The organism is Limnobacter thiooxidans (genome assembly GCF_036323495.1).
Classification (GTDB): Bacteria; Pseudomonadota; Gammaproteobacteria; order Burkholderiales; family Burkholderiaceae_B; genus Limnobacter; species Limnobacter thiooxidans.
Map to the genome: position 1 here is coordinate 714,587 of NZ_AP028947.1, position 22,233 is coordinate 736,819.

Genomic DNA, 22,233 nt, shown 5'->3' on the forward strand with positions numbered 1-22,233 from the left:
TAGACAGCTTCAGTGGGCGTGAATGCTCGGGTTTTCAGCAATTTGCAGGTCGCTCAAGCGGCAGTACTGCAACTGGCCGGTGTGCAGTCGGACCAGCACCGGGTGACTGGTTGAAATCCAGCGGCCAAATTCAGCAATGTTGTAGGCAATCACCGTGGCAGGCTTGTTGTCCATTAACACCTCTGTGCCCACCTTGAACTGTTTTGCAGTTTGACGAAGTGTGCGGCGGCGCATCAGTGTTTGGCCGTCGGGGTAACGCCGGCCAAGTGCGTTGGCTGCGTTGGAGTATGCGATTGTGAGGGGCATTTTTGCCTCCTGGCTGGTGTGTACATTTGATTTATACGACACCGGCCAGAAAAGCAGTTTACCGAACATGGGTGGATAACCCATTCAGTTCTTAATGCGAGGGCAGCAGCAACTGGTTTTGAATCAGCATGAACAGCTCGCTGTTGGGGTCCGCAATGCTGTCACAAATGCTCAGGTGATCCGCATTCACTTGCAAAGGCGGGTTCAGACCCCAGTGCGAAGCCAGGTAAGCACTCTGCTCCTTGAACGCGTCTGTTTCCTTGGTTCCAAAAGCCAGGTGAACCGGAATGGTGGGCTTGGGCATGAGGGCCGGGCTCACCATGCGGGTGCGCTTCTGGTTCAGTTTCAGGTCTTTCTGGATAAACGGTGTGTGCACCAAGGGGCTTAGGTCGTAAATGCCGGAAATGGCAATCACGGACTTCACCAGGTCTTGTGGAAGATCGGATGCCCACAAAGGCCAGAATGCCAAGGCGCTCATCACGCCCAAATGGCCGCCGGCTGAGTGACCGCACACCACGATCTGGTTGGCATCAAAGCCGAACCGGTCTGCCTGGCGATACAGCCACTCAATACCCCGCAGGGTTTGACGCACGCTGTCCTCAATGGTGACACGGGGGATCAACCCGTAATTCAACAGGGCAACCGAGTAACCCCGGGCCACGTAAGGTTTGGCCAGGTAGGTGAAATCGAATTTGTCGAGCGAGCGCCAGTAGCCACCATGAATGAAGATCAGCAGGGGCTTGCCGGGCTTCCCGGGAATTACGTCAACGGTTTCTGCTTCGGACTCTCCGAAATACTGATTCCAGTAGCCGTCCAGATCAAAACGGGCGTAGCGGGACTGTTCGGCCCAGCGAGCGAATGTTTTGGGGTGGTCGGGCAGGTAAGAGCGAACGTTGTATTGGCTCTCGAGCCAATCCACATCGGGTTGGTTCTCGCCACTCTGGGCTTTTGTGTCGGCCATATGGCAGTGCGAATGTTTGATTGGGTTGTTGAACAGATAAATTTGTGTCACAACATACCGTAAAGGGACCAAAAAGTCCAATTTTCAGGCCAATTTCACTCGTGCTTAAACGCAGTGGCAATAATTTTGTGATTACAATGAAAAGTTCAGCGTTTCAATCGTTGGCTTGATGCACAGGCCAGCGCTGCAAAAACCAGCACTGTGCCGGCCATTGGCAAGGCGGTTTCATCATGCACCAGCGACACTGCCCAGCTGGCCAAGCCACCCAGCCCGAACTGGGCACAGCCGTAAAGGGCAGATGCCGCACCAGCGTTGTTGGGGTTTTTGCCCAGCAACTGCGCGGTGGTATTCGGTGCAACCAGTCCCAGCGAACCCACACAAAGCCAAAAACCGGAAACCATCAGCCCCAGGTTCCACGGCTGGTTGCCACCGTTCCAGGCGCTGGCCAGCACGAACAGTGCACCCAGTAAACCCAGTGCGGAACCCACCTGAATCAGTAGTGTGGTGCCAGTACGCTTCACCAGCCGCGTTGACACATATCCGAAAGCAATCAACGTCAAAATGTTGGAACCAAAAAGCAGGGCATAGGTTTTTTCACTGAGCCCAAAGAATTCAATGTACACAAACGGCGTGCCCGTGATGTAGGCAAACATTGCCGCGAAGTGCCCGCCGCCTGCCAAAATAAGCATTCGTGCATTGGCCTGTTTCAGCACAATTGAATAGCCCTGAAAAGCATGGGCTATTGAACTTTGGCTTCGCCCCTGGCCAAGGGTTTCAGGCAACAGGACATAGGTGGCCACGGTGCAAGCCAGCCCGAACAAGGCAAGTGCCAGAAATTCGTAGCGCCAACTGCCCAATTCGAGAATGTAGGCGCCAAGCAGCGGGGCCACCATGGGAGCCAATGACGTAACCATTGCGATCATGGCCATGACCCGGGCTGAGTCGGTTTCGCCAAACAGGTCGCGGACCACAGCGCGAGAAATGACTGCCGCGGCTCCGCCGCCAAAAGCCTGAAGCAGACGGAACACCAGAAGTTGTTCAATGCTTTGTGCCAACATGCAAGCCACGCTGGCTGCCACAAAAACGGTGGTACCGGCAAAAATGACACGCCTGCGCCCGTACCTGTCAGAAAGCGGCCCATAAAACAGCATGCCGAGCGCAAAACCAGCAAGAAACACCGTCACTGTCTGTTGCACCTGCCCCGATGAAGCTTGTAATTCGTCACCAATTGCGGCGAGGCTGGGTAAATACAGGTCGATGGCCAGTGGAGCAAATGCCGACAGTGCAGCCAGAAGAAAAAACAGGGGGCGGTTGATCAAAACAGGATTTCCAGACAGCGTGTTCATACAGTGGGTTCAGGCATTGTACGCGTTCAATGCGTTGGCTCTATCACAATGAAGTTTGACAGGGGCAGAGCACTCGGATTAGTGTCTCGTCCATTGTCAATGTTGAAAAGGAAATGCGGAATGAGTATCAGGCAACTGAGTGACGATGTGGCCGTTTGCGGTCAAATCACCCCGAACGATCTGGAGACCATTGCAGAGCTGGGCTTTAAAACCATTGTGAACAATCGGCCCGACCATGAAATGTCGGGTGACTTCGGCCGCGCTGACATTGAGGCGAAGGCGAAAAGCCTGGGGTTGGCCATTCATTACCTGCCCATGGATGTGGGTCAGCCACCTTCCCAGGCTTTGCTGGAGGAATTCAACCGCATTCTTGACGCAGCAGAAAAACCGGTGCTGGCCTATTGCCGAAGTGGCAACCGTTCCGGGCAGATTTACATGGGTGCCAGCGCCTTGCGGTAAAACGGCACTGTGCGCTGCTCAATGGTCTTTCCGCTGGCCAGGGGTGTGCTGGGGCATGGCCAAGGCCAGTTCCCGGATCATTTGAACCGTGTCGATGTCGGCAGCCTTGTAGGCCTGCTTGCGCATCTCATCCATGTCGCTGGATGAGGCACCTGGCACGCCGTCTGAAGTCGGCGCATCGTTGACCTGGTACTTGAACCTGAGCCACAGCTCACCTTCAACCGGTTCTTCGATGGAAATGGTCAGGGTGCTGTCGCCGCAAAACTGATTCGCTGCAATTCGTGTTTCGGTACGCTCTTCCTCGTGAAGTTCAGTGATGTCAGATATCTGGAAAGGCCCATAGTTCAATACCCGTGAAAGCGTCGTGACTGTGCCTTGTTGGCCGGTTTCCATGACCTGCGCATCTTCAAGCCCCAGAATGAATCGGGTGGGCTTCCAGGCCCGCGCGACCAGGCCGAACCAGAGTTGCTGGCGAGTCATCCAGTCCACACCGGGCAAAGCCGGGTCGTTGATTTGCACCAAATGTTCAAATTTCATGAAGGAGATCCTGTGATAGATCGACAAGGTACTACAAAACGTTATTCCGATTCCACTCGCTTCAACGGCGTGGTTTACCTGGTTGAAGTGCCAACGCTTGAAACCGGTGACATCGCTGCACAAACCGAGGATTTGCTGAACAACCTGGACAAGGTTTTGGCCAAGGCGGGTACGGACAAAAGTCGCCTGCTTCAAGTACAGGTCTTTTTGACAGACATGACCGATTACGAGGGGTTCAATGCAGTGTGGGAGGCTTGGCTGCCCAATGGTTGCGCGCCTTCCCGAGCCTGTGTTGAGGTGAAAGGCTTGGCCCGAAAGGGATGGAAAGTGGAGTTGGTGTTGACCGCTGCAGCAGCCTGATTATTGACTCAACATCCTTAGCCGGTGTTGCAAGGCCTTGATGTTGACTCGCAAGTGACTCAATTCCTGTTCTGCCGGGCTTTGGCTGTTGGCAAGTTGGTTTTCAAGTCCTTGCAGGAAACTGGCGAAGTCCATTTCACCGATCAGTTTGCAATGGCCTTTCAAGGTGTGTAATGCCCGTTTTGCATCAAGCCATTGTGCCTGTTGCAAACGCAACTCGATTTCCTCAAGCAGATTGGGAATTTCAGCCACAATCATTTCCATCGTGGTCTTCAGCAGCTCCCGATCATGGTCAAAATTCTGCATGGGGATGGGCGAAATCTTGAAATTCAGCCGGGTCAGTACATTCTCGATGTCGCTGCGTTTGAACGGTTTGGAAATGTATTCTTTCATGCCCGCTGCCATACAGGCTTCACGGGTGTCTGCAATCGCATCCGCAGTCAGGCCCACGATAGGCAGCTTGTGATGTTTGGGTTGCGTCAGGATGGTTCTACACGCTTCCAGCCCGCCCATGTTGGGCATGTGCATGTCCATGAAAACCAGGTCGAAAGTTTCCTCTTCAACGGCCTTCACCGCAGCAAGGCCATCGTCGGCAAAACGGTAGGAAATGCCCAGTTGGGTCAGCACATGGGAAATGAAGGCCTGATTCACCATGTTGTCTTCGGCCACGAGAATTCTCAAGGTGTCACAGGCTTGTCCCATTCCGGGAGTTGGCAGGTCTTTGAGTTGTACTGATTCCATGTTGTTGTGAGCGACATCGTTGTTGACCGGACTGGGCGCATGCGCCACAGGTAGCGCAAGTGTAAAACTGAATTCACTGCCCACACCTTCCTCAGACCACAAATCAATGCCGCTGTTCATTAATTCCAGCAAACGCTGGCTTATGGTCAAACCCAGCCCGGTGCCGCCATATTTGCGGGCTGTTCCAGGTTCAGCCTGGGAGAATGCCTTGAAAATTTCCGAGCGTGCTGCATCCGATATACCCATCCCGCTGTCCCGAACCGAAAAATGTACACGTGCGGTGTCAGAAGGCTGACTCGGGCCCCTTGATTCCTCAAGCGTTATATTCAGCGTCACGACACCTTGCTGGGTGAACTTCAGCGCATTGCTGAGCAGGTTGTTCAACACCTGAAGAATTCGTGCGCAATCGCCATGCAGGTGGTCGGGTACCTCGGGCGCAATTTCCAGCACCAGTTTGACATTGGGTTTGGAATAGGCGCTGGACACGGTTTTGATCATGGCCTGCACATTGGCCCTTAGCGCAAAAGGTATCGGGTCAATATCCAGCTTGTTGGCATCAATTTTCGAGAAGTCCAGAATGTCGTTCACCACCCGCAGCAAATGGTCTGCACTTAACTGGATCAATTCCAGATTCCGTCGGGGTTTGTCTCCTAGCGTGGTGGTGCCCAGTGTAATTTCGGTTAGCCCCAGAATGCCGTTCAGGGGGGTACGAATTTCATGGCTCATGTTCGCCACAAACTGTGATTTCAGGTCATTGGATTTGTCTGCTTTCACGCGGGCTTCCTCCAATGCCCTGTTCTTGCGGGCAAGCGCCCCGGAGGCCCAGTTCAATGTTGTGTGCAACATCGCCAGTTCACGGGAGCTGGGCGACACTTTGTGGCTGATCCCCTCGTCATTGACCATCAATTGCGCAAAGTCGGTGAGTGAGTTCAATTCAAGAATGACCTTGCGTATGAATAGCCACGACGCAAAGGTAGCGGGAACAATCAGGGCGATGGCAAGCAGGATATTGCGTTGAATCAACTCAGTCTGGCTGGCCTGCAACGAAGACAAATCGAATTCGAGCGCCACCATGCCAATAACACCGCCCGAATCGACCGGTTCACTCACCAAGAGATACTTCACTTTTCCGTTTTGAGATTTCTTGAAACTGATGCTGGGTGATGTGCCCAGCATCATGGTTTGCGAGTTGTAGTGTGCTTTAAGGCGCCTGCTTTCCTGGTCTCGAATGACCTGGGCCAGAATGTGTCCAGTGGGATCCAGTACAGTGCCCGAATGAAGGTCTTCAAAACCATCTGTTTTCAAGAGCAGATTCTCGATTACCGAGAAATCACGTTCCAGCAAATGGCTGCTGCTGGATACAGCCAGGTTGAAAGCCAACGCACGCGCCTGCTTGGTAAAAACGTCCTGCAGTTCTTCGCGTTGTGTCTGGGTGTTGAACCAAGTGAATGCCAGCGCCAGCAGCAACACAATGCCGCCCCCAAGGCCCAGTAGCTGGGTGCCGAGGCTTGGGTACTTGATGCTGTGGAAATTCGGCTTCAATTGGATACAAATTCCTCAAGCCCCAGCAATTCGAGTGGCTGGTAATCCCGGTTGTAAACGGCCCGTATTGGATTTGCAATCTGTATATCTGCTCCTTCTGCATTGTGTTGCTTCAGATAATTGAGAAGGGCCTGTGAAATCGCTTCTCGCATTACCGCGTCCACCCGGGGGTGGGCAGCAATGGGATGCGGGGCAGTGGGGGGAGTTTCATAAATGACTTTGACCTTCTCACGCAAGGCCGGGTCTTCAGCCAGCAGCGTCGCACTGATCATGCCGCCGGCCTGGCCTTCATTTCGCACCACACCCCGAATGACGTTCGGGTGGGTTTTAACGTACCTGGTTACAAAGTTCAAACCCTTCTCACGCTTGAGCAGTGCCCGCATGTAAAGAGAGGCACCGAATGCATTGGGTGATGGAAACAGCAAGGTTTTTCCGTTGAGGTCCGTCAAGGTGCGAATATTGTCAAACTGACCCCCTTTTGGGCTGATCAGGATACCGCTCATGGGTTTGGTGTCACGGATCATTGGAACATAGCCCTGTGCTTTTTTTGCCATCACCATGTGGTACGGATTGCAGTAAATCAAATCGGCTTGCCCCGACAAAAACATCGATTCAAATTCAGTAATGTCTTTGCTGAAAATCAACTCGATCTTGGGCAGGCTCTCGCTTTCAATGCCTTTAAGCACTTTGCTCCAAGTGGCATTTATTTCAGTGGCCGGAAACTGGGGGACCACAAGAAGGCGAAGCGTTGAATTGTTGTCAGCACTGTGGGCCGCATTAAAACTACACAGGCCAAACAGTGTGACAATACTCCAAAGCATATTGCCGAATGACCAACGTCTGAATGGGTTCATGAGTCTTTGAATGTCAATTTGTATTTCATCCTGTAGTTTAAGGTTTTATTGGGCCATTGAATCATGAGAACAAACACGATTAAGCCAGACAATTCTCGGGGATCTGTAGGGCATGGCTGAAACAAACCTGAACTGCCAGGCTGTAGGCGTGTTCGATTCCGGCGTGGGCGGACTTTCAGTGCTTGCTGCCTTGCTTGACCATTTGCCCCATGAACGCTTTGATTTTGTCGCCGATGAACGTTATCTGCCTTATGGTGACAAACCCCAGCATCAAATCTCGGACCGGGTCTTGACCCTGTCCCACTGGCTTCACAACAGGGGCTGTAAAGCCATGGTAATGGCCTGCAACACAGCCACTGCCGCTGCCGCGGGTCAAGCCAGGGCCACGTATGCCAATTGGCCGATTGTCGGCATGGAGCCCGCTGTTAAACCTGCCAGTTTAATGACACGCACGGGTGTGGTGGGTATTCTGGCCACAACCAACACGGTGGCCAGCGCGCGTTTTAAAAACCTGGTTGAGCGTTACGAGCCCTTGGCACGCGTTATTGCCAAGCCATGCCCCGGGCTTGTGGAGTTGATTGAAACTTGCCCTTTGCCACAGACTGACATCGAAAATCTGTTAGAACCCTTGGTGCATGATTTGTTGAACCACCAAGCCGATGTGATTGTTTTGGGGTGCACGCATTACCCGTTTGTAGCCCCGATCATTGCCCGTTTGGCAGGCCCGGGTGTGGCAGTTATTGAAACAGGTTTGCCTGTTGCCAAACAGTTGAAGGCGCGCCTGGATTCGGAAGGCTTGCTGGTCGATGGGTCTGTAACCCAAAAGCAGGGCAACCCTGTGAATGACCGGGTAAACTTTTTCACCACTGGCAACCCTGTGGCGTTCAAGGCCAAATTGCTGAATTTGTTGGGCCAAGAATGGGCTGATGCCCGTATTCAGGCTTTGGCTGTGTAGGTCGACAGCCGCTGCGCCACGTCTACAAATTGGGCTGCCGAGATTTCCTCTGCACGCGCGGTCAGTGCTATCCCCGCCTCTTGGGCGATGTGGTCAGGTACCACCCCGTTCCAGGTGTTACGCAGCATTTTTCGCCGTTGTGAAAACGCTGTGCTGACTACTTTGCTGAACAGGGCGTGGGGTATGGCTGCTCTTTCCTGTGCCGGCTTGGGTGACATTCGGACAATGGCCGAGATCACACGGGGTGGAGGGTCGAAACATTCTGGTGGCACATCGAACAAATGATCCATGTGGTAATAGGCTTGCAGCATCACTGACAAGCGCCCGTAGTCGCTGGTTTTTGGCGCAGCCACCATTCGGTCAATCACTTCCTTTTGCAACATGAAGTGCTGGTCAATCACCTTGTCTGCAAAATCAAGCAGGGTAAAAAGTATGGGCGAAGAAATGTTGTAAGGCAGATTGCCCACCACGCGAAACGGTGCTTCAAGCTGCGTGAAGTCAAATTTCAGCACATCCACTTCATGTACGGTCAGCTTGTCTTTCCAGGGGCCCGTGCGCAGTTTTTCTGCAAGGTCCCTGTCAATTTCAATGACCTGGAGGTGATTGACCGCTTTCAACAACCAGAAGGTGAGGGCACCCAAACCGGGGCCGATTTCAACCAGCGTGTCGTCGGGGCGGGGACGCATTTCACCAATCAGGTTGGACAAAATACTTTGATCGGTCAGGAAGTGCTGACCGAATCTTTTTCTGGCTTGGTGTTTCATTGCGCGTTCCTGCGACAAAGGTCCATGTGGTGAGCGCATTCTATGGCTTCAAACAGGCTGCTGGGATCCATATTGCGTGTGCCTGCCAAATCAAGCGCCGTTCCATGGTCTACCGAGGTGCGAACAATGGGCAGACCCAGTGAAATATTCACGCCTTGACCAAAACTGGCATGTTTCAGCACGGGCAATCCCTGGTCGTGGTACATGGCCAGCACGGCGTCGCATTGTTCTAGATACTTGGGTTGAAAAAGGGTGTCAGCCGGAAAAGGACCGCGAACATCATGCCCCTGTGCTTGCAAGGCTTGAATGACAGGTGAAATGGTGTTGATTTCTTCCACCCCCAAATCACCAGATTCCCCGGCGTGCGGGTTGAGACCCGCCACGAGCACCACAGGCTTGGGTTTGCCCCAGTAAGTCGACAGGTCTTTCAACATGATTTGCAAGGTACGGGTCAACGAATCCTGTGTAATGGCAGCAGATACTTTTGCCAGCGGAATGTGGGTTGTGGCCAATGCCACTTTCATGTGGCCGCCTACCAGCATCATGACCACATCATTCTGGCCACAGCGCTGTGCCAGGTATTCGGTGTGGCCTATAAAACCAGGCCAGTGCGGGCTGATTGCCGATTTCTGTATGGGGCCAGTCACCATGGCGGCCGCCAAGCCGTTCAAGCTTGCATCGCAAGCGGTATTCAACAAGTCCAGCACATAGCCTGCATTCTCCGGATTGGGTTTTCCCGTTACACAGGCCACATTCAGCGCCCGGTGAAGCACATGGCATGTTGGTGTCAATTCGATGTTACTCAGAGACCCGATCTGGGTCCATGTTGGCAACATTCCGGCCGATTTTGCCCTTTGCGTCAACAGAGGTATATCGCCAAGAACTACCAATGGCCTGCCCAGGCGCGCGGCCAGGTCTGTTTCAGCCAGCAGGGCACACAATTCTGGCCCGATGCCTGCGGGTTCACCGCTGGTAATCAGTATCGGGCGCAAGTCAGACTTGTTCATGCCTTGTGTTTAAAGCCGTATTTCAATGAAAGTGGCGTCGCGCAACTGGCGCAGCCATTCCTGGTAGCTTTCTTCGGACTTGTTGGTTCGTATGGCCTGGCGTGCAGCTTGGCGCTGGCGTTCTTCAGAGGCGGCCTGTTGTCTGCGCTCGGCCACCTGAATAATGTGGAATCCGAATCGGCTTTGAAAAACAGGGCTGACTTCACCTGTTCCCAATTGATTCATCTCGCGCTCGAATTCAGGCACTGTATCGCCCGGGTAAAGCCAACCCAAATCACCACCCTTGGAGGCCGAACCATCTTGAGAGTACTGTTTGGCCAGTGTTTCAAAGTTGGCTGTACCACCACGCAGTTGTTCCAGCGCAAAGTTCAGGCGTCGCTTGGCTTCCGCTTCGGAAACATCGGGGCCTGGGCGAATCAGAATGTGGCGAGCCCGTGTTTGTGTAACCGGCGTGGAATCCAGGGCTGGGCCTCCCTCACGGCGACCCAACACCTTCAGGACGTGAAACCCATTCGGACTGCGCACGGTTTGAACTGCGTCGAGCTGGCCTTTGGACAGAAATTCGGAAAACAGGGAAGGTACACTGTCAAAGCCCGACCAGCCCATTTGACCTGTTCCGTCCAGCTTGAGTTCGGGGTTGCTCTTCAGGATATCTTCGGCACTTTTGCCCGCTTTCAAGGCTTTTTCAACAACCTCAACTTTGGCGCGGGCCTGCCCAATTACACCCGCATTGGCATCAGCGGGAACTTTCACCAGAATCTGTATCCAGTTGACTTCGGGTTGGTTGGTGGCAACTGCTCCCTTGGTGCGGGCCGCCAGGAAGCCTTGAATTTCGGCGTCGGAGACCTGAATTCTCGATTCCACCTCGCGTTCCCTCAATCGACCCAGGGTAATTTCGCTTCTCACTTCTTCGCGGAACCGGGCTGGCGAAACACCTTCGTCTTTCAGTCGGGCCAGAAAGTCTTCGAGTGACAAGCCATTTTGGTCGGCCACACGCGCCATGGCTGCTTCAATTTGGGCCTCTTCAATTCGAATGCCGAGCTGTTCAGCTTTTTGCAACTGAGCCCGATCAAGCACCATGCGGTCAAGTACTTGCTTGCGCAGTTCGGTGCGGTCGGGCAGCGGAGCACCCCGGCGAGTCATTTGCCGTTCAATCAGCGCAACCTGTCGATTCAGCTCGCTGCGGGTGATGATGTCGGTGTTGACCACAGCCACAATGCCGTCTATGGCTGACGATCCCGATGTGTCGTTGCTGGCGCCGAGTTCAGCGCTGAGCTTGCCGGAAGGAGCTTTGGGCGTTGGGTTTTTCAGACCTTGTGCCTGTGCAAGTCCCAAGGTGGCCAGTGTAGTGGCTGCGAATAACCAGTGTTGAATTTGCTTCATTTTCATAGCTTATTGGGTGGCTTGTGAGGTCGAGAATGGTGTGTACCCAGGTACCTTTCTCGACAGCAGGTCAGCCGGGTTTGAGCCCAGTCGGCCCAGTCCGGTGAGTTCCAGTTGTACAAACAGCGAGGTTGTTTCCAGTTGGGGGGCGGTGGCAAATCGTTGTGCGATGACCCGCACCGCCCAGCAACCTTCACCGTATTCAAGGCCGGCAACACCTTCAATCAAACGATTGTCGAGCATCGAGTAGTTTAGACGACCGACACCGCTCCAGCGATCGGAGATGGGCCATTGGCCCGAGATATCGAACTGGTCGATCTGAGCACGGGTGTAACGGTAGCCCAGGTTCAACTGTTTGCCAATGGATGGCGCATAGCTGAGTGATATGTTTCCGCGTTCGTGGCGACCGCTTTCCGCATTCAACTGGGTTGTTGCGTCCAGGAATACTGAGCCGCTGATTCGACCCCGTGCATTGGCAAAAAAGTCGGAGTCGCTGGTGGTTGGCGCTTCAAAGCCTTGCAAGATAACGCGCGATGCTGTGAGGTTCAAGCGTTGGCCACCAGTGACGCTGAACAGCTCTTCGCTGGATTTTTCATCGTAAAAACGACTCGTAACCGCCAGTGTCAATTGATTGGCGTCGCCCACACGGTCCAGACCCGAGTAGCGGTTTTCAGCAAAAATGCGGCTCAGACTTTGGTCAGTGACCGTGGTGTCAAAAATTGGCTGGTCAGACTGGTCCTTGAATGGCGTGTACAAATAGAAAATACGCGGTTCCAGGGTTTGATTCACCTTTCGACCAAAAAAGCTGGTTTTGCGGTCAAAGTACACTGTACTGTCTAGCGAAACAGTGGGGATCACACTGCTCGGCCCCCCAGGCAAGCCGGTGGCTTGGCCTTTCAAGTCGTAGTTTGTGCTTTGCACCGACAACGCCGGTGTGAATGAGAACTCGGAACGTTGAATGGGCATGAACACACGGGCCCTGGTGACTCCCCGAGAGCCCTCAACCCGCGCGGGTGCAGAACTAGGGCGTGCGAAGTCCGTGTATTGGCCTGAAACCGATACGAACGCATTGGCATCGCCAATTCGCGTTGGGGTCAACTCGACTGTAGCTTCCGGCAGTCGGTCATAGGGCTCGGCGATGACATCGTTGAACAGTTGCAGAGTTTGGTGTGCCACTGTTCGAACATTGGCGCTCCAGTTTTTTTGCCGATAGGACAAGAATCCTTCCTGCACCAGCACCCTTTGCGAGGCCACAGCCTGCGTTCTTGAAAAATCTACAAAATAATTGTCGTCTGAAACCTGGTTGAAGTTGACCCCGGCATAAAAGGGGCCTTTCTCGAACTTGTGCAATAGCGACAGGGCAGATCGATCCGTACCGGTTTTCTCGTCGCTGGGCAAAAAGTCGTATTTTATTTCGCCTTCGTTGTTGGGAGTCAGGTACCGACCTTGTGTACCCAACTGGTAGCCGCGTCCGGAAATGACTTTGGGAAACAGCGTGAGGTCTTTGTCAGGTGCGATATTCAGGTAATAGGGAACCGTGACCTCCAACCCACTGTTGGAGACCGTCCCGAAGGAGGGGGGCAAAAAGCCGCTCTTGCGACGGTCCGAGGTGGGAAAGGAAAAGTAAGGTACGCCTAAAATGGGTACATCCTGAAACACCACCTTGGCACCCCGTGCCCGACCCACTTCCGAGGCTTGGTCGATTTCAAGCGAGTCGGCGGTGATGTACCAGTCACCTTGATCTGCCGCACCCGCATTGGGCACCTCGCACACCGTGTAGTTCGGGTTCTCAAGGGTGAGGCTGGAAATGCCGTCGTATTGCATTCGGTCTGCCCGACCTTTGCCCTTGATGTCTCTCAGTTCGAAGGTTGCATTTTTCATCTGGCTTTCACCAGTACCCAACTTCACCGAACCCTCGGGTGCCTTGAGCAGCATGCTTTCCTGCTCAATCACAAGGTTGCCTTTGGCTGTGGCGCGGTCGGTAATTGGCGAATAATTGATCGCATCGCTGCTTAAGCGCAGTTTTTTGCGGCGAATTTCAACATTGCCCTCGAGAAATGTTTCTTCCGCATTGTTGCCGTAAAGCCTGTCAGCCGAAATGTAGGTAGCCTCGTCCTCGGGTATTGGGGAGCGAACACCCAGAAGCCCGCCATCGATTCGAAGCTTGGTAGGGGCTTCCGCTGTCGCGGGGGCCTGACCAGGCGTTTGTGCAAACACGGGTGCACCAAGGCACCACAACGCCAGTGCGATGGCGGTGGGGCGGGTGGGCACGGTGTGCACTTGCGGTAAATTTTTGCTCTTCTTCAAGCTGGGTATGTACTCAAATAGGTGACGGGTCGATCAAGCGCCATTGGATCCTACTATTATAGGCAACTAACACTACATTAAAGAGATTGGACTGTTTGATGAGCGCCTTGCGTCAAGAAATGTTAAAAAAATGGCTGGTCGGACTGACTGGTTTCGATTTCAATCTTGAAACCCTCCAGGCTGCCTCAAGCGATGCAAGTTTTCGGCGCTACTTCAGGGTTGAAGCGGCCGATGGCCAGAAAACCTATGTTGTGATGGATGCACCGCCGGAAAAGGAAGATGTGCGCCCGTTTGTTCAGGTGGCAGATCTGTTGCGGCGCGGGGGTTCCAACGCACCCGAGGTACTGGCCGAAAATTCGGAGGAAGGTTTTCTGCTGCTGCAGGACTTCGGCAACACCACCATGTTGCAGGGTTTGAATGCCCAACCGGAGGCCAAAGACGCCTTCTACATGCAGGCGCTTCACGATCTGGTACACCTGCAGTCAAGCACTTCAACGGCTGGTTTGCCTGTTTACGGGGCTGACAAATTGTTGCAGGAAATGAACCTGTTCGATGAATGGTACGTGGGCCGCCACTTCGGTGCAGAGATGACAGACCAGGAACGCAACTGGCTCGACAGCATCAAGGGCATGCTGATTCAAAGCGCCCTGGCCGAGCCACAAGTATTTGTTCACCGCGATTACCACAGCCGAAACTTGATGCTGATCAGTGAACCTGACGCTGCGCCCCAATTTGGTATTCTGGATTTTCAGGATGCTGTTAAAGGCCCGCTGAGTTACGACCTGGTCAGTATTTTGCGCGACGCCTACATCGAATGGCCTGAAACACAGACGCTGGACTGGACAGTCCGCTATTGGGAAGCCGCGCGCAAGGCGGGCTTGCCTATCTGTGAAGACCCGGGCGAGTTTTACCGGCAGTTCGATTTCATGGGGCTGCAACGCCACCTGAAAATTCTGGGTATTTTCGCCCGCCTGAATTACCGCGATGGCAAGGCACAGTATTTAAATGACCTGCCCATGGTGCTGCGCTACGTGCGTTTGGTTGCCGGGCGTTATATTGCATTCAAGCCTTTGCTGCTGTTGCTGGACCGGCTTGAAAACAAGGCTGTCAAAGTGGGTTACACCTTTTAAATGAAAGCGATGATTTTGGCCGCAGGGCGCGGCGAACGCATGCGCCCCTTGACGGACCGCTGCCCCAAACCCCTTTTGCAGGCTGGGGGCAAGCCCTTGCTTCAGTGGCATATTGAGGCCTTGGCGGCAGTGGGTATTCGTCAAATCGTGATCAATCACGCGCACCTGGGCCACCAGATTGAAAACCATTTCGGCGACGGCGCTGCCCTTGGCGTGCAATTAAGTTATTCACCAGAAGCCACTGCGCTTGAAACGGCGGGTGGTATTCGGCAGGCATTGCACCTGTTGGGCGGTGGTCCGCTTTTGGTGGTCAATGGCGATGTGGCCTGTGGTTGGCCCATGAGGCGAGCGCTGGAAATCGCTGAGAACTGGAAGAGCGGGCAGTTGGCGCACTTGGTCATGGTGCCCAACCCGACCCACAACCCGAAAGGTGATTTTGCGCTGCAAGGCAACACCATACAGCTACCCGCACCCGACGAGGCGGCTTGGACCTTTTCAGGCATTGGTGTGTATCACCCCGATTTATTCAAAGGCCTGCAAGCTGGGCAGGTGGCCAAATTGGCGCCCCTGTTGCGTGAAGCCATGGCAGCAGGCAAAGTACAAGGTGAGTTGTTCGACGGCTTCTGGATGGACATAGGTACACCGGAGCGGCTTGAAGAACTCAACCAACGATTGCATTCAGGAAGGACACATTCAGCATGAGCAGGTACCCCACCCACAACCCCTTGATCTACGCCAAGCGCCGTGAGCAACTGGCCCGCCGATTGAAAAAAATGGGCGGTGGCGTGGCGTTGATTCAATCGGGCATGGAAGTCATGCGCAATCGCGACGCGGACTACGCGTTTCGATCCGACAGTTACTTTTATTACCTCACCGGTTTTCCCGAACCCGAGGCCTGCCTGGCCTTGGTTGTGCCTCCCAACGGAGATTCCCGTGCCGTGCTGTTCTGTCGTGACAAAAACGAAGAACGCGAGATTTGGGAAGGATTCCGCTTTGGTCCGCAGGCAGCGCAATCCGCATTCGGCATGCACGAAGCCCATAGCATTGAAGACCTTGAAGAACACCTGATAGAAACACTGGCTAACCAGCCCGCCGTGTTCTTACGCCTCGGTGAAGACGACAGCCTGGAATCCGCCGTGGCAGATGTGCTGAAAACCCTCCGTGGCAAGGCCCGCATGGGTATTTCAGCGCCGCATGCTGTGCTGGACTTGAGCCATTCACTGGACGAAATGCGCCTGATCAAGGACAAAACCGAAATCGAGATCATGCGAAGGGCGGCCAATATTTCGGCCCATGCCCACATGGCCGCGATGCAGGTTTGCCAACCGGGCAAGTTCGAATTTGAAGTCGAGGCCGAGTTGCTGTACCAGTTCCGCAAGAACGGCTCTGAAGCCCCGGCTTACGGTTCAATCGTGGCTTCAGGCGCAAATGCCTGTGTGCTGCACTACCGCGCCAACGACGCGAAGATGCGTGATGGGGATCTGTTGCTGATTGACGCAGGTTGCGAGCTGGATTGCTATGCCTCTGACATTACCCGCACCTTTCCCGTGAATGGTCAATTCAGCAAGGCGCAGCAAGCCGTGTACGAGGTGGTGTTGAACGCGCAATACGCTGCGATTGACGCCACCAAACCGGGCGCCCGTTTCAATGATCCGCACGATGCCGCCGTGAGGGTGCTTGCGCAAGGCCTGATCGATTTGAAGCTGCTGAAAATGGGATTGAGTGAGGCTGTTGAGAGCGGTGCCTACAAGCGTTTTTACATGCACCGCACCAGCCACTGGCTGGGCATGGATGTGCACGATTGCGGCAGTTACCGCGACCCCTCGGCCAAACCGGAAGACGGCGTTGCCCCGCACACCAGCCGCAAGCTGGAACCCGGTATGGTGTTGACCATTGAGCCAGGCCTTTACATCCGGCCCGGCAAAGGTGTGCCCAAGCAGTTTGAGAACATCGGCATTCGTATCGAAGACGATGCCTTGGTCACTCAAAAAGGTTGCGATATTTATACGTCGGATGCACCCAAAACCGTGAATGAAATTCACGCCACCATGAAAGCCCACAAAAAATCAGGTAGCAAGGCGGCCTAAGCATGACTTCGCACACTGATTTTGATGTGGCCATTGTGGGCGCAGGCCCGGTCGGGCTGGCTTTTGCCGGTTGGCTGGCCAATGCCTGGGGCGATCGTGCAAACCGCATTGCCATTTTTGATGCAAAGCCGCTGCAGGCTTCAGCGCAAGACCCACGTATTTTAGCTTTGTCTGATGCAACCCGATTGAGACTCGGCAGTCTGGCTTTTCCTTCGAATGCAACTCCCATTCACCACATTCATGTCTCAGAGCAGTCGCGCTTTGGTCAGGTTCGCATGAAGGCCGACGAGCTGGGTTTGCGCGCACTAGGATGGACAGTCCGCTATGGTGAACTGGTGACCTGTCTGTCCGATTCACTTGAACGTCGTGGCGTCAAAATTTTCCGTCCGGCCAATGTGAAATATGCCCACCGAAGCGCAGTGGAGTCATTGGAAGTGTTGGAGCTCGAAGACGGCACCGAATTCACGGTGGGTTTGCGGGTGGATGCCGAGGGCGGTTTATATGGCGAAGCGGGAGAACGTGACCAGGTTGTCGACTATGGGCAATGGGCCTTGGTCAGTGAAGTGGTCTTGAATGTCGAGCCAGGCCTGCTGAGTGGCAGCAACACGCTGGCTTTTGAACGCTTCACCTCGGAAGGGCCCCTGGCCTTGCTTCCCATCTCGACCGATCAGCGAAAGTACTCGCTGGTGTGGTGTGCCCCGCTGGAAACAGTGCAACGCAGGCTCGCGTGCAGTGAGCATGACTTTTCCAGCGAACTGCGCCAGCAGTTTGGCAGGCGAATTTCAATCGAACACATCGGCCCGAGGAAGTCATTCCCGTTGGGAATGAATTGGCGCGACAAACTGGTACAGGGCAGGCGGGTCGCCATCGGCAATGCCGCTCAAATTTTGCACCCGGTCGCCGGGCAGGGCCTGAACCTGGGATTGCGCGATGCCATGCAGCTTTGCCGCAGTATTGACCCCTCGACTGTTGCGGTGGAGCATCGCTTGAGTACCGCCCTTCATGATTTTGAAAAATCCAGAGTGGCAGATCGGCAGGTGGTGGTTAAAATGACAGACTGGATGGTGAAGGGTTTTTCCAATCACAACCCCTTGTTGGGTGCTGGGCGGCAAATGGCCTTGAACGTGATGGAATTCACCCCACCGCTGCGCAAGCAGTTTGCAGAATTGATGTTGTTCGGCCTGGCTGTTTAATCTGGAGTGTTTTTCCCATGTGGTCTGCCGAATTGTTGCGGGCGCGCTTTGCCATGGCCGATTTGCCCTGGCACCCTGAACCGCTTGAAGAACGATTTTTCAAAGACCGCGAGCCCGCAGAGGCAGCGGTGCTTGTTCCTTTGGTTCAACGCGAAGACGGCCTGCATGTGCTGTTGACCCTTCGCACCGCCCATCTGAATGATCACGCCGGGCAAATCAGCTTTCCCGGTGGCCGATGTGAGCCTGAAGACGGGAACCCGATCGAAACTGCCTTGCGTGAAACGGTTGAGGAAACGGGTTTAACCCGCAATTACATCGAAGTATTGGGCACCCTGCCTGTGTACCAAACCGCGACCAATTTTTTGGTAACCCCGGTGGTCGCCCTGATACAGCCTGGCTTTCAATTGCAGCCAGACACCTTTGAAGTAGAAGAGGTGTTTGAGGTGCCGTTTTCATTTCTGATGGATGTTGCCAATCACCAGCAACGTAGCCTGCACACCCCCTTGGGCGAGCGCACTTTTTACGCCATGCCCTATGATTCGCCCGCCTCGAAGAAAAGCTATTTCATCTGGGGTGCCACTGCGGCCATGCTTCGAAACCTGTATCACTTTCTGAATGCGAAGGCTTGAATCGTGGCTTACATCGCCCTGTTGATTGCCGTTGTGCTTGAAACCTTCCTGCCCGATGGTTTCTTTACTCGCGTTCGCGACTGGTTTCGTCAATTCCATCAAGAACTGGAGATCAATCTTGAAGCCTTGGGTGCGCCGCGCTATGCGCATTTGCAATGGCTTGCACCCTTGCTGATTTGGTACCTGGGTGTGTATTTTGTTTACAAGGTGTTGTGGGTGGTATCACCCATGGCCGCAGGTGCGTTCAGCGTATTGGTGCTGGTTTATGGCTTGCGCTTTCGTCATTTTGCCTTGGTGTTCACGAATACACAGCTGTTTTTGAATCAGGGTGACTTTTTTCGTGCCCGGGAAATGTTGCTGCTTTGGATGAAAGATTACGATGGCAGCGAACCTGTCATACACCGCCCAAGTGAGCTGGTGTTTCATGCGATTTACCACGGAACTGAAAGGGCATTGCGCCAGTACTTCAGCCTGTTCTTCTGGTTCCTGCTCATGCCGGGTCCAATGGGTGTAGTGACTTACCTGATGGTGCACTGGAGTGTTGTTCGCGAGCGTGACGCCTGGCAAGCACAGGCCTTCGCTCACGACCTGCCTTCCATGCAAGAGGCATGGGATCACAACAAGTGGCGTGCCATTCAAACTCCCCGGTTTGTGTTGTTTGCCATGGAATGGCTGCCTGCCAGGTTGTTGGCACTGACCGTTGGTTTGGTCTCACAACTTGACGATGCGGCCTTGGCCTGGCGTGCCGCCAAGGCCCAAAGCCGTTTTTCAAACCGCGCGCCATTGACTGCCGTGGTTTTTACGGCGGTGGGGTTATCCCAAGGTTTGACTCCTGATGCGCAACCCTTGAACGACGAAAATCAGGTTCAAGCTTTGCAACAGTTTCGCCAGCTGGTTTTCAGGTGTGCGGTTGTCTGGTTGCTTGTTGCCCTGGTGTTTGCATTGCTGGGTTGGTTGCCAAGTAACGTTGTTTAAAGTCTCAATTATTCAATTGAAAATTTCAAATAACTGGTTGATCGCCTAATACTGCGACTGCGCCTCTTCAAGTTCCGCTTTCAGCATTTGATACAGCTCATAACGTGCAGGGCTCAGCGTGCCGTCTTCCAGGCCATTTTTCACAGCGCAGTCGGGTTCGCGCTTGTGCTGGCAGTTGGCAAACCGACACTTGTTGCCTTCATCGCGCAGATCGGAAAACGCATTCAGCAAATCGGCTTCAGTCAGGTGATGCAAACCAAAAGCCTGAAAGCCCGGCGAATCAATCAGCTCCAGGCCCGCGTCCCCAAAATGCATCTGGGTGTGCGTGGTGGTGTGCTTGCCTGCATTCAATGCCATGGAAATTTCATTGGTTGCTGCCAGCGCATCGGGAATCAGCAAGTTGATCAGCGTGGACTTGCCCATGCCAGATTGACCCAGAATCAGCGTTCGCTTGTCCGTCAGCAAAGGACGCAGTAGGGCTTCTGTTTCCTGTGGGTGCTCGGTCACACTGATGTAATGCGTGGGCACCTCACCCAGTGTGATCTCGAACAACTCCTGTTCTACAGCGTCCAGCGTTTCCTGATCGCCCTCCAGAATATCCACCTTGTTGAACAAGATGGTCAGTGGTACATCCGCATGCTTGCAGGCGGTGAGCGTGCGCCCCAGCAACTCGGTGGAATAGGGCGGGCTGATGGCCAATATCAGCAACACCCCATCCAGGTTGGCTGCGAACATCTTGCTTTTCAGTGCGTCCGAACGGTACACCAGGTTTCGGCGGGTTTGAATTTCCTCTATCCACGCCTGCTTGTCGCCACTGGGTAAAATCGAGATTTCATCCCCCACCGCAACGTCCCGGCGCTTGCCTTTGCCGTAAACCTGCCAAATTTCACCTTCCGCGTCGCGCGCCAAAAAGTGACGGCCATAACTGGCCACCACGAGAGCGTTCAGCAAGTCCGGGCTGCCAACGTTTTTCGCATGCTGGGCGGTTTGTTTGCCTTTGGAAGCAAGGCGCACTTTGTGCAGGGAAGAATCAGCCAATGTGTTTCAGCGCTTCGTCAAGTTTGGCCGCGCAGGCCCAGTCGTTGTTGGTGATGCCATTGGCACTGTGGGTGTTCCATTTCACCTTCAACCGGTTGAAAGTGAATGTCACCTCGGGGTGGTGGTCTTCATCATCGGCCAGGTGCGTGATGGCATGCACGGCCAGCTTCACCCCTTCAAAATTGGCGAATGTGTACTGACGCCAAAGCACACGTGCATTCTGGCCTTTCTCATCAAACTCCACTGACCAGTATTCAAACTCGCCAAGTTGCCTTTCGATGTCGTCTGGCGACCAAGCCTGATCTTCACCAAGATGTTTGCTGTGGATCTGCAACCAGTCTGAAACAGGGAGTGCGGGATGTGGCTGCATTTATTGTGCACCTTGCAAGGCATTCAGCCGGTTGATTCGAATAGAGGCAGGTGGGTGGCTGTCATAAAAAGCCGAGTGCAACGGGTCGGGTGTCAATGTGGAAGCATTGTCCTGATACAGCTTGACCAGTGCGCTGACCAAGTGCTGGGGTGCGCTTTGCTGGGCTGCGTAAGCATCTGCCTCAAACTCGTGTTTGCGGCTCATCCAGGACATCACGGGCCGGGTTGGAAATGTGAAGTAGGGCAGTACCATCATGAACAGTACCAGTGCCATGGCTTGCGGTCCATTGGCCAAATCCGGGTTTACGCCCAGTTCGGTGTAAAACCACGCGGTGTTGGCCAACATCCCCAAGATGAAAAACATCACCAGGCTGCCGATACCGGAAAAAGCCAGGTGCTTGATGATGTGCTTCTTCTTGAAATGACCCAGTTCGTGGGCCAGCACCGCCTCGATCTGGTCGTCGTTCAGGCGCGAAAGCAGGGTATCGAAAAACACGATTCGTTTGGCCTTGCCCATGCCGCTGAAGTAGGCGTTGCCGTGGCTGGAACGCTTGCTGCCGTCCATCACGAACAGGCCGCTGGAATCAAACCCGCAGCGTTGCAGAAGGTTCAAGATTCGCTGCCGCGTGGCACCGTTTTCAAGTGGTGTGAATTTGTTGAAAATCGGCGCAATGACCGTGGGGAACAGCCACATCAACAGTAGGCTGAAACCGAACCACAGCGACCAGGCATAAAGCCACCATTGCTGGCCGGATTCCCGCATCAGGTAAAGCACGGCCAGTACCAGTGGGCCACCAATCAACGCACCCACCAACAGGCCTTTGAACCAGTCGCCGATAAAAAGGCCCTTGCTCATCCGGTTAAAGCCGAAGCGCTCTTCCAGCACAAACTGCTTGTAATACGACAATGGGAGATCCAGCACACTGCAGATCAAGCCAACAACGGCGATCAACAGCAGGCCGGCAAAGATGCCCTCTGCAGCCGTGCTGGTGTGGCTTTGAATCCATTCAAGCCCACCCAGCAGGGTGAAGCCAATCAGGATGGCCGCCTCAAGTAGCACATTGATCATGCCCAAACGTGTTTTGGCAATCGAGTAGTCGGCCGCTTTTTGATGGTCTTTCAGGCCAATCTGTTCCCTGAATTCTGCGGGCACTTGTGTGCGGTTTACTGCAATGTGCCGCACCTGGCGGCTGGCCAGGTACAGGCGAAGGGTCACACTCAACACAACAGCCACTACAAAAACTTCAGTAAAAACCATTTCCTGCAACCACCCTTGATTAATTTGCATCG

Annotated in this window: 22 protein-coding genes; 9 read left to right on the forward strand and 13 right to left on the reverse strand. The window is 54.1% G+C overall.

Going from position 1 to position 22,233, the window contains the following annotated elements; translation table 11 throughout:
- Positions 1-9: 9 nt before the first annotated feature.
- The 3 genes from RGQ30_RS03210 to RGQ30_RS03220 all read right to left on the reverse strand — a co-directional run bounded on the left by RGQ30_RS03210 (position 10) and on the right by RGQ30_RS03220 (position 2,613).
- Positions 10-306: a hypothetical protein gene (locus RGQ30_RS03210; RefSeq protein ID WP_130558356.1), complete on the reverse strand. Its 297-nt coding sequence runs from the start codon at positions 304-306 to the stop codon at positions 10-12.
- A 91-nt stretch (positions 307-397) separates the two neighbouring features.
- Positions 398-1,267: an alpha/beta hydrolase gene (locus RGQ30_RS03215; RefSeq protein ID WP_130558355.1), complete on the reverse strand. Its 870-nt coding sequence runs from the start codon at positions 1,265-1,267 to the stop codon at positions 398-400.
- 146 nt (positions 1,268-1,413) lie between these two features.
- Entirely contained in the window at positions 1,414-2,613 is a 1,200-nt protein-coding gene (locus RGQ30_RS03220) for a multidrug effflux MFS transporter (protein WP_130558354.1), read from the reverse strand.
- A 120-nt stretch (positions 2,614-2,733) separates the two neighbouring features.
- Between RGQ30_RS03220 and RGQ30_RS03225 the strand changes: the two genes are divergently transcribed.
- Positions 2,734-3,072, forward strand: coding sequence for a protein tyrosine phosphatase family protein (locus RGQ30_RS03225; RefSeq protein ID WP_298218953.1), 339 nt, complete (start codon positions 2,734-2,736; stop codon positions 3,070-3,072).
- A gap of 18 nt (positions 3,073-3,090) precedes the next feature.
- Here RGQ30_RS03225 and RGQ30_RS03230 read toward each other — a convergent pair whose 3' ends face one another.
- Complete coding sequence (locus tag RGQ30_RS03230) at positions 3,091-3,609, reverse strand: SRPBCC family protein (RefSeq protein ID WP_130558352.1); 519 nt, start codon at positions 3,607-3,609, stop codon at positions 3,091-3,093.
- Between the two features lie 12 nt (positions 3,610-3,621).
- Here RGQ30_RS03230 and RGQ30_RS03235 point away from each other — a divergent pair, with 12 nt between their 5' ends.
- On the forward strand, positions 3,622-3,969 hold the full coding sequence (locus RGQ30_RS03235; protein WP_298218955.1) for a RidA family protein: 348 nt from the start codon (positions 3,622-3,624) through the stop codon (positions 3,967-3,969).
- Here the strand turns inward: RGQ30_RS03235 and RGQ30_RS03240 are convergent, their stop codons facing one another.
- Complete coding sequence (locus RGQ30_RS03240) at positions 3,970-6,252, reverse strand: response regulator (RefSeq protein WP_130558350.1); 2,283 nt, start codon at positions 6,250-6,252, stop codon at positions 3,970-3,972. It lies immediately after the preceding gene.
- Positions 6,249-7,106, reverse strand: a complete 858-nt coding sequence (locus RGQ30_RS03245; protein ID WP_130558349.1) for a phosphate/phosphite/phosphonate ABC transporter substrate-binding protein — start codon at positions 7,104-7,106, stop codon at positions 6,249-6,251. The genes RGQ30_RS03240 and RGQ30_RS03245 overlap by 4 nt, the downstream gene beginning before the upstream one ends.
- 112 nt (positions 7,107-7,218) lie before the next feature.
- Between RGQ30_RS03245 and murI the strand changes: the two genes are divergently transcribed.
- The gene (gene murI / locus RGQ30_RS03250; RefSeq protein WP_130558348.1) at positions 7,219-8,061 is read left to right on the forward strand and encodes a glutamate racemase; all 843 of its coding nucleotides are present in this window, start codon (positions 7,219-7,221) and stop codon (positions 8,059-8,061) included.
- Here murI and rsmA read toward each other — a convergent pair.
- Genes rsmA through RGQ30_RS03270 form a run of 4 tightly spaced genes read right to left on the reverse strand, consistent with a single transcriptional unit; the run spans position 8,043 to position 13,486 of the window.
- Entirely contained in the window at positions 8,043-8,825 is a 783-nt protein-coding gene (gene rsmA / locus RGQ30_RS03255; RefSeq protein WP_130558347.1) for a 16S rRNA (adenine(1518)-N(6)/adenine(1519)-N(6))-dimethyltransferase RsmA, read from the reverse strand. The two genes, murI and rsmA, sit on opposite strands and share 19 nt — an antisense overlap.
- Positions 8,822-9,832: a 4-hydroxythreonine-4-phosphate dehydrogenase PdxA gene (pdxA, locus tag RGQ30_RS03260; protein WP_130558346.1), complete on the reverse strand. Its 1,011-nt coding sequence runs from the start codon at positions 9,830-9,832 to the stop codon at positions 8,822-8,824. Before pdxA ends, rsmA begins: the two co-directional genes overlap by 4 nt.
- A 9-nt stretch (positions 9,833-9,841) precedes the next feature.
- Positions 9,842-11,215, reverse strand: a complete 1,374-nt coding sequence (locus tag RGQ30_RS03265) for a peptidylprolyl isomerase (RefSeq protein ID WP_298218968.1) — start codon at positions 11,213-11,215, stop codon at positions 9,842-9,844.
- A gap of 9 nt (positions 11,216-11,224) precedes the next feature.
- Positions 11,225-13,486, reverse strand: coding sequence for an LPS-assembly protein LptD (locus RGQ30_RS03270; protein WP_338284722.1), 2,262 nt, complete (start codon positions 13,484-13,486; stop codon positions 11,225-11,227).
- A 155-nt stretch (positions 13,487-13,641) separates the two neighbouring features.
- On the opposite strand from RGQ30_RS03270, the gene RGQ30_RS03275 reads away from it, so the two are divergent.
- From RGQ30_RS03275 to RGQ30_RS03300, 6 genes are read left to right on the forward strand one after another with little or no spacing between them, the layout of a single operon-like run.
- Complete coding sequence (locus tag RGQ30_RS03275) at positions 13,642-14,652, forward strand: aminoglycoside phosphotransferase family protein (protein ID WP_338284723.1); 1,011 nt, start codon at positions 13,642-13,644, stop codon at positions 14,650-14,652.
- Positions 14,653-15,354, forward strand: a complete 702-nt coding sequence (gene murU, locus RGQ30_RS03280; protein ID WP_130558342.1) for an N-acetylmuramate alpha-1-phosphate uridylyltransferase MurU — start codon at positions 14,653-14,655, stop codon at positions 15,352-15,354. It abuts the gene before it with no gap.
- On the forward strand, positions 15,351-16,739 hold the full coding sequence (locus RGQ30_RS03285) for an aminopeptidase P N-terminal domain-containing protein (protein WP_130558341.1): 1,389 nt from the start codon (positions 15,351-15,353) through the stop codon (positions 16,737-16,739). Before murU ends, RGQ30_RS03285 begins: the two co-directional genes overlap by 4 nt.
- Positions 16,740-16,741: 2 nt before the next feature.
- Positions 16,742-17,932, forward strand: a complete 1,191-nt coding sequence (locus RGQ30_RS03290; protein ID WP_130558340.1) for an FAD-dependent monooxygenase — start codon at positions 16,742-16,744, stop codon at positions 17,930-17,932.
- Between the two features lie 17 nt (positions 17,933-17,949).
- Positions 17,950-18,561, forward strand: coding sequence for an NUDIX hydrolase (locus RGQ30_RS03295; protein ID WP_130558339.1), 612 nt, complete (start codon positions 17,950-17,952; stop codon positions 18,559-18,561).
- A gap of 3 nt (positions 18,562-18,564) precedes the next feature.
- Entirely contained in the window at positions 18,565-19,536 is a 972-nt protein-coding gene (locus tag RGQ30_RS03300) for a CobD/CbiB family protein (protein WP_130558338.1), read from the forward strand.
- A 45-nt stretch (positions 19,537-19,581) separates the two neighbouring features.
- Here RGQ30_RS03300 and rsgA read toward each other — a convergent pair whose 3' ends face one another.
- Genes rsgA through RGQ30_RS03315 form a run of 3 tightly spaced genes read right to left on the reverse strand, consistent with a single transcriptional unit; the run spans position 19,582 to position 22,231 of the window.
- On the reverse strand, positions 19,582-20,574 hold the full coding sequence (rsgA, locus tag RGQ30_RS03305) for a ribosome small subunit-dependent GTPase A (RefSeq protein WP_130558337.1): 993 nt from the start codon (positions 20,572-20,574) through the stop codon (positions 19,582-19,584).
- Positions 20,567-20,944 carry a 4a-hydroxytetrahydrobiopterin dehydratase gene (locus tag RGQ30_RS03310; protein WP_130558336.1) on the reverse strand — a complete coding sequence of 126 codons (378 nt, stop codon included), beginning with the start codon at positions 20,942-20,944 and terminating at the stop codon, positions 20,567-20,569. Before RGQ30_RS03310 ends, rsgA begins: the two co-directional genes overlap by 8 nt.
- On the reverse strand, positions 20,945-22,231 hold the full coding sequence (locus tag RGQ30_RS03315) for a M48 family metallopeptidase (protein ID WP_338284725.1): 1,287 nt from the start codon (positions 22,229-22,231) through the stop codon (positions 20,945-20,947). It lies immediately after the preceding gene.
- Positions 22,232-22,233: the final 2 nt, after the last annotated feature.